Consider the following 12,405-nt stretch of genomic DNA (forward strand, 5'->3'; position numbering starts at 1 on the left):
GCAGGCCGTCGGTCCCGAAGCACGTCGCCCGCCAGAGCACGTTGCCCGTCAGAGCGCGTCGTCCGTCAGACGGACTCCGGGAAGGTGGCAGGCTTCTCGGCAGTATCCGGATTCCCGGCGGTGACCAGATTCTCAGCGGATACGAGGTCCAGCGCACGCCCCAGTGTTGTGAGCCTCTCGTCGAGGGTCTCGCCCGCGGGGTAGAGGCGGACCGTGTCGACTCCGGCGGCGCGCCAGACCCGGAGCCGTTCGCGGACCATGTCCTCGGTGCCGATCAGGGTGGTGCCGAGGACCATCTCGTCCGTCACGAGCCCCGCGGCGCCGTCCCGGTCCCCGGCCTGCCAGCGCTCATGGATCTCGGCGGCGATCTCCGCCCAACCCTGCCTGCTGTAGGCGGCGTTGTAGAAGTTGGTGGTGGCGGAGCCCATCCCACCCAGGCTGAAGGCGAGTTCCTTCTTCCGGCCCGCGACCATGGCGCGCAGCGCGTCCTCGTCCTCGGCGAACGCCACTTCGGCGCCCTGGCAGACATCGAGGTCGGAGCGGCTTCGGCCCGCCGCCGCGAGGCCCGCGTCCAGGTGGTCGAAGTACGCCTCCTTGGCACCTTCCGGCACGAAGCTGGTACCCAGCCAGCCGTCCGCGACCTCCCCCGTCAGCCGCAGCATCTTCGGCGACAGCGTGGCGAGATAGACGGGCAGGTCGTGCTCGGCCCGCATGGACATCCGCATGGGCCGCGCCTCACCGCCCGGCAGCGGGATCGTGAACTCCCCTCCCTCGTACGAGAGTTTCTCCCCGGCGACCGCCTGTCGGACGATCTCCACGGTCTCCCTCATCCGGGACAGCGGGCGCGCGAACGGCACGCCGTGCAGTCCTTCGATCACCTGGGGGCCGGACGGGCCGAGGCCGAGGAGGAAGCGCCCGCCGGAGATGTTGGAGAGTGTGATCGCGGCACGGGCGATGGCCGCCGGGGTGCGGGTCCCGAGCTGGATGATCCCGGAGCCGAGCAGCAACCGGTCGGTCCGCGCCGCCAAGTAGCCCAGCGGAGAAGGGGCTTCGGAACCCCAGGCCTCCGCCACCCAGCAGATGTCCATCCCGAGCTTCTCTGCCTCGACCACGAAGTCGACGGTCTCCCGCCAGTCGCCCGATGACGCCTCGATCGTCGTGGAGGTACGCATCACGCACCCGCCCCTTCCACGTTCTCGGCCAGCTTCCTGATCGCGGCGACGGTGTCCGTCATGCTCCGCTCGAACTCCCGCAGCCGTACGAACACGATCTTCTGCTCCTTCTCCGGCATCCGGTCGATCGCGAAGGAGAGCCCCGAACGGCCCGGCCCCATCCGCATCCACTGGGTCAGCTCGGTGCCGCCGTCCGTCTCCTCCAGGCCGAACCGCCAGACGGCGCTGGGGTGTTCGGGGTCCGCCACCGCCCAGGCGAACGCCCGGTACGGCTCGCACTCCACCACGTACGAGGTGGTCTCCCACTCCCCCAGCGACTCGTGCCTGCTGCGCCCCACGAAGCGGGCGCCGACCGCCGGTCCCGTCGCGCCGTCGAGCCATTCGACCGACTGGAGCTCCGCGCTCAGCTCCGGCATCAGATGAATGTCGGATACGAGCTCCCACACCCGACGAGGTGGAGCGTCGATCCGTATCCGTACATCGACCGTCGGCTGGTCCGCGTAGCGCGCACCCGTCCACTCCATGAGTCTCCGGCCTTCCTCTCGTCTCCCAGGGAACACATCCCCCTAGGGCTCTGACCTTGAGAGTTGCGTAGATAGACTGACCTGTCAAGGAAAACCGCCCCCAGCACACGGGCCGGGAGCGGAAGCGGAGGCCTAGGCGGAAGCGGAAGCGGGACCCGCGGTCGAGCCGGCGCTCGGGCGGTCGGGCGGTCGGGCGGTCGGGCGGTCAGGCGGTGAAGCGCTTCCGGATGTCCGGGCGCTCGGCGAGGTGGGGCGGGTAGCCGGGGCCGAGCCGCGGATGGGTGTCCTCGGCCGTCATCGGCTCACCGCAGTCGGCGCACACGACCGCGGCGTCGCTCTCGTGCCCGCAGCGGTCATGATGGAAGACGACCGGCGGCCCCTGCTCGCCGCTGAGCCAGCGGTTGCCCCAGCTGTTCATGGCGGCCAGCACCCCGAAGAAGTCCCGGCCCATCTCGGTGAGCACGTAGTCGTACCGCACCGGATCCGTCTGATAGGCCCGCTTCTCCATGAGCCCCTCGTCGACCAGCCGCCGGAGCCGGTCGGTCAGCGTGTTGCGCGCGATGCCGAGCTCCTGCTGGAACGCGTCGAACCGCTTGATCCCGTAGAACGCCTCCCGAAGCACCAGCGGCGTCCACCAGTCGCCGAGCAGATCCATCGTGCGCGCGATGGAACAGGGCCAGTTCGCAAAAGAAGTCCGCCTCACGCGCCCAGCATACGAGAGTCTCGGAAATGAACCCAGCAGCTCGCGGCGGGTCGGGCGCCTTGACCGCCGGATCCAAGAGTGCCCGCGCCCACGCCCCGCCGGTTCCCGTGCCCCAATGGCCCGTGCCTCAACGCTTCTCTCTCCCGGCACCCCCTTCCCTCAACGCCCCCTCCGTTCCAGGTCGGAGAGCAACGCGTCGAGTACCACCTCTTCCTCGACCCGGACCCCGCGTTCGGCGAGGGCGACGGCCAGGGCGGGATCCCATGGAGTGGCGGCGGGCGAGCCCGTCAGCGCCTGGGCGGCCTCGCCCAACCTGGCCGCCGCCGCCCGGTAATGGGAGGCCGTGTAGCGCCACGGCTGCCAGGGGACACCGCGCCGCAGTGCCGTGGCGATACGCACACCGCCCCAGTCGAAGTCTCCGTGATAGCGAAGGCGCGTTCCCTGGGAGGACAGGCCGCGCAGCAGGGTGAGCGCGGCCGCCGAGGGCTGACCCTGGAGGCACACCATGGGCGGGCAGGCCGGGCCGAAGGTGTCGGCGGCGGCGGACAGCACGGCCGGGTTCTCGCAGACGTGGACGGTTCCCGTCGCCGGGACCGCGGGAGCCTGCGGGTCCCGGGTGAGTGAGCGCAAGGTGAGGACCACGGGCTCACCGGCATCGGCCATCCAGTCCAGGGACGGGTTGCCCCGCAGGTTGAGGGAGAGGACGGTCGATGACAGATCGTCCTTGAGCAGACCGGCCGACGCCCACGCGTCCCGTCGCCACTCGGCACCGGCGCCGTCGGGGAAACCCGTGAGAGATCGGAGGCCCGACAGAACGAGAGCGGCGAGCGGCGTCCCCTCGTCCAGAGCGTGCGCGCCCGAGAGGTTCTGCGCCGCGAACGTCGTACGGGATGTCGGGGGTACGACGGGCAGCGGGCGCAGCGCCCGCACCGCGGCCGCCACCAGGGGGCCGGCGGCTTCCGGTGTGCGCGCGAGCCGCCGTACGAGACCGTCCTTGCGTATTCGTTCCGCCCAGTCGGCGAGTTCGGCTCCGAGGGTGCCCAGCGGGGCGTACACCTCTTCCCACGCCCGCGCCTCTTCGTCCCGGGCCTCGGCGCGCAACGTGACAGGGCCGGTCAGGGTCACGACAGCGGCCGCCAGTCCGTCACGGCCGGCACCGGAGCGGCGCAGGATCAGGTCCACCGTGTCGAGGCGAACGGTCAGGGAGCGGGCGGCCTGCGGCGCCCGCCCCAACAGGCCTTCGACAGCTCGGCGTTGGGATTCATCGGGGTGGGACAGGGTGACCGGGCCGGTGAGCGCACGGCCGCGTGCCATCCGTTGCCGGGCCCGTTCCAGAAGCCAGGCGAGGCCGGGATCACCGAGCAGCCGTCGGAGGCGTTCGACGTCGGCCTGCTCGACGGCCTGCGGCGCGGCGGACAACACGGCTTCCACGACACCCGTCTCGCTCTCCGGCCCCACCGGGTCCTGGGACCCGACCGGATCCCGGGGTCCCACCGCATCGCGGGGCCCGCCCAGATCCCGAAACCCCACCGAGTCCAGACGCCCCACCGGATCCCGAGACCCCGCAGGATCCAGACGCCCCACCGAAACCGGATGCCCCACCAGATCCCCATGCCCCACCGGGTCCTGGGTCCCGGCCAGATCCTGAGACCCCACGGAATCCCGAGGCCGCGCAGGATCCCGAGGCCCGACCGAATCCCGAGACCCCACCGAATCCAGACGCCCCGCAGGATCCCGAGGCCCGACCGAGTCCCGAGACCCCACCGAATCCAGACGCCCCGCAGGATCCCGAGGCCCGACCGAATCCCGAGGCCCCGCAGGATCCAGACGCCCCACCGGATCCCGAGGCCCGACCGGGCTCGACGGCCGGGCCGGGCTCCCGGTCGTCGAGGATGGCGGCACGGGAGAATTCACGTCCACCGGGACTCCTGTTCTCCGGCGCCGTCCACGACGGCAGCCCACCCCTGCCCCGCGGACGGTGCCGTCGCCCCACCCGGGACCCCGACCGGGGCACCAACCGGGGCGGCACCCGTGGCCCCGACCGGGGCCTCGCCCTCGACCCACCCCGGCACCGGCACCGGCACCCCAACTCCGGATCCGGATCCGGATCCGCTTGAGGCCTCCGGTGGGTCGGCGGCAGCCGAGAACTCCTTCGGAGTGGTCACCTGTCCGGCGGGCTCCGTGCCGCGCCGCCGGTCGCGGCCGTCCCACTCCCACCGGGTCACCAGGACGGCGGCGATGTCGTCGACGCGGGAGAGCTGTGCGATGGCGATCCCAGGTACTTGCGGATAGCAGGCCCATTCCCGTTCGCTGGTCATGACGACGTCCAGGTCGAACGCGCGCAGCAGGCCGAGGCACTTGGCGCGCGAGTCGTCGTCGACTCCGGCGAACGCCTCGTCCAGGGTGACCAGGCGCGGCGCGTGGGCGCCGCCCGCGCTCGCGTAGTGGGAGGACGCCGCGGCGAAGAGGGGCACGGACGCCGCGAGGACCCGTTCGCCGCCGGAGGCGGGCCCGGTGGCAGGTACCCACTTGCCGTGCTGGTGGCGTTCGACGCCGAACTCGTGCCAGGCGCGGTAGTCGAGGGCCGCGGTGAGATCCTCCAGCCAGCTGCCCGTGCTGTCGTCGGCCTGGCGGCGCGCGATCTGCTCCTGGAGGAACGCGCCGACCGCGTCTCTGTCCCGCGGTGACCAGGCGTCGGCGGACTGACGCAGCCGGTCACGGGCCGCGGCCAGTCCCTGCGGGGCCCGGCGGGACGACCGCCAGACCAGCCGCAGCTTCATTCCCGTCGACGTCGGGCGCTCCTCCAGCTCCTTGTTCATGGCGCGCACCTGCCGTTCGGCACCGCCGATCAGCTCCTGGAGCGTGCCGGCGACCTCGGTGATCAGATGGGTCTGAAGGATCTCGCGCTCGTGCGCGGACAGGATGCGGGTCAGTTCGGCGACCTCGGCGGAAAGGGCTTCGGCGAGTTCGGGGACGGCGCGTTCGCGGCCCTGGTAGACGATGTCGACCCGCATGCCGTCCTCGCCCGTCCGGGCCGTCGCTGTATGACCGTGCCGGGAAAGCGCGTCCTGGAGTCTGCTGAACTCCTCGCTCAGCCGCCTCTGTACGCGTTCCCAGGCCGCGTCCGAGTCGTCGGTGGCGGACAGTTGGGACTCGATGGCGCGGGCGAGGTTGACGGCCGGGGTCGCCGCCCAGGCCCCGCCGTCGCCGTCGGGTACGACGGTGTCGGGAAGGGCGACGACGAGCAGTCCCGTCGAGGCGAACCGCCGCAGCGCCGCGACGGCGCGTTCGCGGGCGGCGGTCGCTTCCGTGACGCCCTCGCCGAGTTGCTCGATGCGTCCTTCGGCGTGGCTGGCGCGTCGGTCCGCCTCGCCGATGTCCTCCTGGGCCCGCCTTCGCTCGCTCTCGCAGACGCGTGCGGCCGCGGTCGTCGCCTCCAGTCGTCTTTGGAGGTCGGCGACGGCCGCTCCGACCGTGGAGCGGAGGGTGGTGAGGTGTTCGTCCGCGGCGGCGGCGAGCCGGGTCGCCTCCGCCGTGCGCTCTGCGAGTTCCTGGACCCGGAGTTCGGCCCGTTCGGTCTCCGCCCGCTCGACGGTGACCGCGTGCTCGGATTCCGCGCGTTCTCTCAACGTCGGCCAGAGCGCCGCGAGGAGAGCCGTGTGGTCGGCGAGCGCCTGGAGCACGGCGCCCAGTCCGGCCCGGTCGGCAGGGAGATTCATGTCGGCTGCGGTCTCGGTGAGTTCGGCTGTGGCCCGGTGTGCGGCAGCGTCCGCGCGGGCCAGGTCCGCCATCCGCTCACGGTGCCGGGTACGGGCCCGGTGGACCGCGTCGGCCGCGGCGGTGACGCGCGCGTGGGCCTGCCTCAGAAGGTCGTCGCCGGGTAGCGCGGCGAGTTCGGCGTCGAGGACACGGCGACGCTCGGCGACAACGCGCTGTTCCTCGGCCAGTTGCTCCCGCTCGACCTCCAAAATCCCGATTTCGATGCGCAGTTGACCGATCCGGGCCCGGCGCGCCTGCTCCCGTGCTCCCTCGCCCACGTACTGGGCGCTGTCCTTGGCCCAGCTGCCGGTCAGCGCGCCGACCCTGAATCCGCCGTGCGCGGAGACCCAGGTGTCGTTGCCCTCGACGCCCCAAGGGGTCGCCCCGGGCCCGCCGCCGTCCTGTCCGGCCAGTCCGATCGCGGCGAGCAGGCGTCCGACCGTCCGCTCCCCCACGGCGGCGGCCCCCGCGTCCGCGTGGTCGACGGCAGGGCACAGCGCGCGGTCGAGGCCGGCTCCGCCGAACGGGTCGGCCGGATCGAGCAGCACGTCGTGGCCGTCCGCCGCCACCGCGGAACCGTCCGGCCGCACCCAGGCGTCGAGAAGTCCCGATGCCTCCAACGCGGCTTCCAGTCCCGCGCGTTCGGCCTCGGTGACATGGGGCCGGAAGTCGACGAGCCGCCACAGCGGGGCGCCGGGACCCCGTTCCCGGACGTGCGGCGTGCGGGTGTACGGTGCCGACGGGCCGCGCTGCCCGCCCCTTTCGAGATCGGCCAGTTCCTCGACCGCGAGGCGCTGCCGGTCCGCCCGTCCCGCCTCCCGGTGGGCCAGAGCGGCCGCTCGGTCGGCCAGTTCGGAGGCGAAGGCGCGATGGGCCCCGGCCGCCGCCGCGAGCGCCGGGTGCGGGCCGTCCAGACCGCTCACCCAGTTCTGGACCGCGTCGAGGACCCCGGGCAGGCCCGGCAGACGCAACTCCACGCAGCGGGACAGGTATTCCCGCACGTCCGCGATCAGTGCCCGCCCCGCCCCGGCGGCCTTCTCCTCGGCCTCGGCCAGCCGTTCGCCGCTGTGCACGACCTCTTCGTCGGCCTCGTCCGCACGCAGTCCGGCCGCTCTGCGGGCCTCCCCGGCGTGTTCGGCCCGGGTGGCGAGTTCCTCCACGTGTGCGACGGCGCGCCGTCTGCGCGCCGTCGCCTCGTCCGCCACCCGGCGCAGGGCCGCCTCGGGTGCTCCCTGGGTCCGGGGGATGTCGAGGCGGGCTGTCGCGGCGGTCTCGTCGACCCGGCCCTGAAGGTCGTCCAGCGCCTTGAGCGCGGCGGTGCGCCGCCGGCCGGCGGTGGCGAGCCGGCCGAGGGCGCGGGTGTGGGCCTCGGCCGCCGTCCGGCGATCCTCCTCGGCACGCGTCCGTTCTCCTGCCGTTCGGGTGGCGTCGGCCGCCGCCTGTTCGAGCTCGCGGGCGTCGCGCATCTCGGGTCCGGTCCGCAGCGCGGAGTCCTGGGCGCTCAGCCGCGCGGCCCGCTCGTCGAGTGCGGCTGCCGTTTCCCTGGCCGCCTTCCGGTCCGTCACGGCCTGTTCGCGGTCGGCCTGTGCCTTGAGGAGTTCACGCTGGAGGTGCTCGTAGCGGGCGTGTTCGCTGCGGGGCAGGCGGGCCCGGCGCCGGGAGGCGATGCGGGCGTAGCGCCGGTAGTGGTCGAGGAACGCCGACGACGCCTGTTCCGCCTCGCGGGCCGCCCGCAGTTCCTCCTTCTCCTCGTCCAGCGATCTGAAGGCCTCGGCCGCGTCGGCGATGACCGCCTGGTCCATCGGCGGCAGCGCCTCGGTCAGCGCCCGGGACAGGGCCGCTTCGTTGGGCCGCTTGGACAGTTGCGGCTGGCGCAGTTGGATCAGCAGGTCGACGAGTGCTCCGTAGCGCCGCTCTCCGAGCCCGAAGAGAGCTTCGTCGACCGCTCGGCGGTACGTCTTCGCGGTGTCGTAGACCATGCCGCGCCCTGCGACGGCCTCCGCGAGGCGGTCCCGGGAAAGGGCCGTGCCGGTGGCGTCGAGCAGGTCGAGGCCGGCGCCGATCCGCTGGTCCGTCACCCCGAACCAGTGCCGGGCGATACCGCGTCCGGCGACCGCCTTCAGTCCGCAGAGCAGCGTACGGAAATGCGGCTCGCCCGTGGTCTCGTCGAGCCGCCCGAACTCGATCCAGGTGTAGCCGAGCCGTTCCGGATGCGGGTGTTCGCCGCCCAGGAGCAGATTCCACTCCATGCGCTTGCCCGGGTCGCCGTCGGGCTCGACACGGCGGGCGGAGAGGTCTCCGTCCAGCAGGAACGGCAGGGTGAGGGCGAGGACCTTCGACTTGCCGGTGCCGTTGTTGCCGCGCAGCAGCAGTCGGCCGTCGCGGAACCAGAACTCCTCGACGTCGTAGTGGAACAGGTCGACGAGCCCGATGCGCAGGGGTCGCCAACGGCCGGGCGCGGGGCTGGGGAGCGCGGTCACGGCGTGGTTCACTTTTCGTCCTTCACGATCAAGTCCGTTGCCACAGCGGGGTGATGGGCTCTTCCCGGTTCGCCGACCACGACTTCGCCGACCGCGTACCTCGCGAGGGCGGGGCGGGGCACGACGCCGTGTTCCGTGCGTTCGGCGAGCCCCAGCGCCACGATCTTCTCCAGGGCCTGTTCCACCAACTCGGGCTCTGTTCCCGGCTCTCGGGCCGACTTGGACCAGAAACCGCCGTGTTCCGCGGCCAGTTCACGCACCCGGGACGCGAGTTCGGCGGCAGTGACCGGACCGTCGGCCCGCGCCAGATGCCCGGCGAGCAGCAGGGTGATGTGCCCGTGCGTGCCCTGTTCCGGCATGCGTACGTCGGTGAGTTCGTCGTGCGGGTCGACCATGGCGATGCCTTCGGCGCGGACCTCCGCGACCAGTCCGGTCAGTTCGCCGATGCGCGCGGTGATGAAGCCGCGCTGCCGGGTGAGATAGGCCAGCTCCTCGTCGGTCAGGTCGTCGTAGTGGAGCACCGGGTCGTCGAGGAGGCGACGGGTCAGTTTCCAGCGGATCGCGCGGAACCTCAGCTCGTCGCTGTCCAGCGAGGTCTGCGCCGTCATCTCCACCAGGCGTTCTTCGAACCCCTGGGATTCGATCAGGGAGGGGCCGCGCCGGGCCGCGGGCATCCCCGCGAGTACGCGCCGCCGCACGTCGTACAGCACGTCTCCCGATCCGCTGACGTACGCGTCCTCGTCGCCGGCCACCCGTCGCAGCACTCCGAGCCGCAGCAGCAGTCGTACGACGGCCGCGAGGTCGATGCGCTCGTCGCGCCGTTCCAGGGTGAACGTGATTCCGGCGGCGACGAGTTCGGGGTCCGCGGCGGCCAGGACGACCTGTTCGGCGAGGCGTCCGAGCGCCACCTGCGACTCGCCCCGCTCCAGCGCGGCCAGGGTCAGGCACAGCAGGACGTAGCGGCGCCGCGTGAAGGGCAGCGCCGCGCGGCCGACCTCGCGGGCCGGGTGCGTGGCATCGGTGAGGGTGCCCGGCGTCTTGCGCAGCCGTGCGGCGTCGGCGTCCGTGCGCAGGGTCCAGCCGACGTTGCGCTCGAACCACTCCCGCAGTTCGGCGGAGTGCCGGCGCACCAGCCGGAACGCGTCGGCGTGCGGCCCGTCGGCGGTGAGCAGGGGCTCCTTCAAGAGGGCCCGCGCGGCCCGTTGCAGGTCGGCCTCGTGCTGGCCGTCGAGGACCTCGGCCAGGGGGCCGGTCATCGGTCCTCCCCCACGGGTGCGGCGGTCCGGGAGGACTGGTGGGGAATAGCCGCCCGGGGGACGGCCCCGGTGGTCGTCGGGCTCGGTTCGGCCGGGGCAATGAACGGTGGTTCGGCGGACCCGTCGGCCGGGCCCGTCTCCCCCGCCGGGAGGTCGGCCTCCCGCGCCGTGAGGCCCCTCTCCCCCGCCATGAGGTCGGCCTCCCGCGCCGTGAGGTCGACGATCTCGATCAGATGGTCCGGTCCGCTGAACACCCCCTCCGGCGTGCGCACTTCGGCCGTCGAGCCGTCACCGGGCGCGGTCAGCCGGATCTCCATCGAGCCGTCCCCGCTGGTCGCCGCGGTGCTCGTCATGCCCGGCCGCCAGGTGGCGAGGGCGTCACCGAGCAGACCCAGGAACAACTGGAAGGACAGCGGGTCGAGTTCTCCCAGACGGGACAGCCGGATCGGGCCGCCCGTCGCGAGTCGGGCGCGGGCGGCGCCCGTCTGCTCCGCCTGCCGGGCGGCGATCTCGGCGAGCCTGCGCTTCGCCTCACCCCGGTCCGCCACCCTGCGTGGCTTGCCGCGCCGCTCGTAGCTGCCGGTGCGGCGCAGTTGGGGGCTGATCCGCAGCGGTCGCGCCTCGCGCCACGGGGTCGAGGCCGGCTCCGGCGAGGCCGTACGTTCGGCGAGGGTGTCGGCGTCCACCGTCAGATGCCGGGAGGAGTGCAGCCCGAACGCCACCCGCCACAGCCGGTGTCGCGTCTCGTCGTCCGGCGCCTGGGCGAACCAGCGTGCCAGCGCGCGGAAGTCGGCCGAGCGGTCGGAACGGCCGGCCCGCCGTTCATTCAACTGCCTTACAACCGACAGCAATTGAGGGATGGATCCGAGGGCCCGCCCACGCAGCAGCCTGGCCTGCGACGCCCGCCCTTCCGACGAGACGAACCACTCCGCGAGCCCGGACCACCGGGCCGCCCACTTCTCCCGCGCCGCCGCTTCGGCGTGTTCGGCGTCCTCGGGAGCGGCGTCGGCGGCCTCGCGGACGGCGGCGAGCCGCAGCAGCGGTTCTACCCGGCCCTGCTCCTCCAACTCCCCTATCAGCAGGGCGATCCGCCCGCCGAGCGTGATCAGGTCCTGGATGAACCGCTCCAGGTACTGGATCAGCCGGTCCTTGTACGCGAGGAACGCCTCGACCTCGATGTCGTGCAGGTCGATGGTGCGCTGGAGGGACCCCATGAAGGCACGGGCGTTGTCCGCGAGGTCGGTGAAGCGTGCCGTCAGCACGGACAGGGCGACGTACGCCTTGGCCGGGTCGGGCTCCTCCTCCGCCGTGATCACCAGCAACGCCCGCAACTGCGTGACGATGTCGTGCAGCGCGACCGCCTGGAGTTCACCGCGCCGCCCCAGCACCTCGTCGTACGTCCCCAACGCCGCCTCGGCCGCCTCGCCGGCCCGCGTGAGCTGGTAGATGTACCGCTTCCGGTAGAAGTCCTCGACCGCCGTCACCCGTCCGGTGTCCGGATCCGCCCGCAGATTGCCCCAGCCGACGAGACTGTCCAGCGCCTTCACCACGGGCTCCACGTCTGCCGGCCTGCTCCCCGCCTCCATGGCGGCGTGCACATCCTCCGGCCGCAGATGCACCGCGAACCGTTCCTTGGCGGCGAGGAAGGCCCGCATCACCTGCCGATACAGGGCGGCGTTGGGGACGGTGAGGTGGACGAAGGGGGTGTAGTCGGGGGAATCATGGCCGGGAGTCTGGACTGTCATCGTTGGTCCATCCTCCCGGACCGACATCCCCCACCCTGCACGATGTCCGAATTTCGCCCGTCTTTTCGCCCAGCCGAGTACGCGGCGGGGATCGGGTCACCGCGATGTCGTGGGCGGGGCATGCTGGTAGTCGTACGAGCGGACCCGGAGGTGCGGACATGCGGTGGTGGGCCGGAGGGTGGATCGTCGCCGGGGTGTTCGTCCTGGCGGCTTGCGGCGCGTCGGCGGGTGGCGGATCGGCGGTCGGGCCGTCCGGGAGCCGCTCGGCGGGATCGCCGGGACCGTCGACAGGTGCGCCGACGCGCACCCCCGCGGCCCCGTCCTCGACGGCGCGGCCGAGTCCGACCGGGCGCAGCCCGTCCACGCCCGCCATCACGCCCTCCGCTTCAACGGGCCACTGTGCCGCCGGGCATGCGAAGGTCGGCGTCTCCCCCGGTGACACGCCCGAACGACACCTGTGCGTACGGCCCGGCACCACGGTGTCCCTGGTCCTGCGGCCTCGGAACGACGACAAGCGGTGGACGGGCGTGCTGAGTTCCGCGCCGGCCTTCGCCCTGGTCTCCGGATGGGAGATGTCGGCGGACGGCACCGCCCGGGTCTCGGTGCGCTGTGCCGGGACAAGGGGCGGCACAGCGGACGTCACCGTGTCGGCGAAGGCGCCGGATGTGGCCGGCGCGCCGCGCGTCGCCTTCACCCTGCACGTGAGGGTGGTGCCGTACACGACGCAGGGGTGACCCCGGAGAACCCCGGAATCACCCCTGCGGCT

Annotated in this window: 8 protein-coding genes; 1 reads left to right on the forward strand and 7 read right to left on the reverse strand. The window is 72.6% G+C overall.

Going from position 1 to position 12,405, the window contains the following annotated elements; all coding sequences use genetic code 11:
- Positions 1–65 precede the first annotated feature (65 nt).
- The 7 genes from ACFYR3_RS36265 to ACFYR3_RS36295 form a co-directional block, all read right to left on the reverse strand.
- Positions 66–1,172, reverse strand: a complete 1,107-nt coding sequence (locus ACFYR3_RS36265) for an LLM class flavin-dependent oxidoreductase (protein ID WP_389286216.1) — start codon at positions 1,170–1,172, stop codon at positions 66–68.
- Positions 1,172–1,696, reverse strand: coding sequence for an SRPBCC family protein (locus ACFYR3_RS36270; protein ID WP_355852618.1), 525 nt, complete (start codon positions 1,694–1,696; stop codon positions 1,172–1,174). The genes ACFYR3_RS36265 and ACFYR3_RS36270 overlap by 1 nt, the downstream gene beginning before the upstream one ends.
- A gap of 205 nt (positions 1,697–1,901) precedes the next feature.
- On the reverse strand, positions 1,902–2,399 hold the full coding sequence (locus tag ACFYR3_RS36275; protein WP_351121400.1) for a helix-turn-helix domain-containing protein: 498 nt from the start codon (positions 2,397–2,399) through the stop codon (positions 1,902–1,904).
- 159 nt (positions 2,400–2,558) lie between these two features.
- Positions 2,559–3,830: a TIGR02679 family protein gene (locus ACFYR3_RS36280; RefSeq protein WP_389286218.1), complete on the reverse strand. Its 1,272-nt coding sequence runs from the start codon at positions 3,828–3,830 to the stop codon at positions 2,559–2,561.
- 479 nt (positions 3,831–4,309) lie between these two features.
- The gene (locus ACFYR3_RS36285; protein ID WP_389286220.1) at positions 4,310–8,650 is read right to left on the reverse strand and encodes a TIGR02680 family protein; all 4,341 of its coding nucleotides are present in this window, start codon (positions 8,648–8,650) and stop codon (positions 4,310–4,312) included.
- On the reverse strand, positions 8,647–9,894 hold the full coding sequence (locus ACFYR3_RS36290; protein ID WP_389286222.1) for a TIGR02678 family protein: 1,248 nt from the start codon (positions 9,892–9,894) through the stop codon (positions 8,647–8,649). The genes ACFYR3_RS36285 and ACFYR3_RS36290 overlap by 4 nt, the downstream gene beginning before the upstream one ends.
- Positions 9,891–11,639 carry a TIGR02677 family protein gene (locus tag ACFYR3_RS36295; RefSeq protein WP_389286224.1) on the reverse strand — a complete coding sequence of 583 codons (1,749 nt, stop codon included), beginning with the start codon at positions 11,637–11,639 and terminating at the stop codon, positions 9,891–9,893. The genes ACFYR3_RS36290 and ACFYR3_RS36295 overlap by 4 nt, the downstream gene beginning before the upstream one ends.
- Positions 11,640–11,797: 158 nt before the next feature.
- Between ACFYR3_RS36295 and ACFYR3_RS36300 the strand changes: the two genes are divergently transcribed.
- The gene (locus ACFYR3_RS36300) at positions 11,798–12,373 is read left to right on the forward strand and encodes a hypothetical protein (RefSeq protein ID WP_389286226.1); all 576 of its coding nucleotides are present in this window, start codon (positions 11,798–11,800) and stop codon (positions 12,371–12,373) included.
- The last annotated feature ends 32 nt before the right edge of the window (positions 12,374–12,405 follow it).

This window comes from Streptomyces sp. NPDC005784 (assembly GCF_042871525.1).
In the GTDB taxonomy this organism is placed as follows: Bacteria; Actinomycetota; Actinomycetes; order Streptomycetales; family Streptomycetaceae; genus Streptomyces.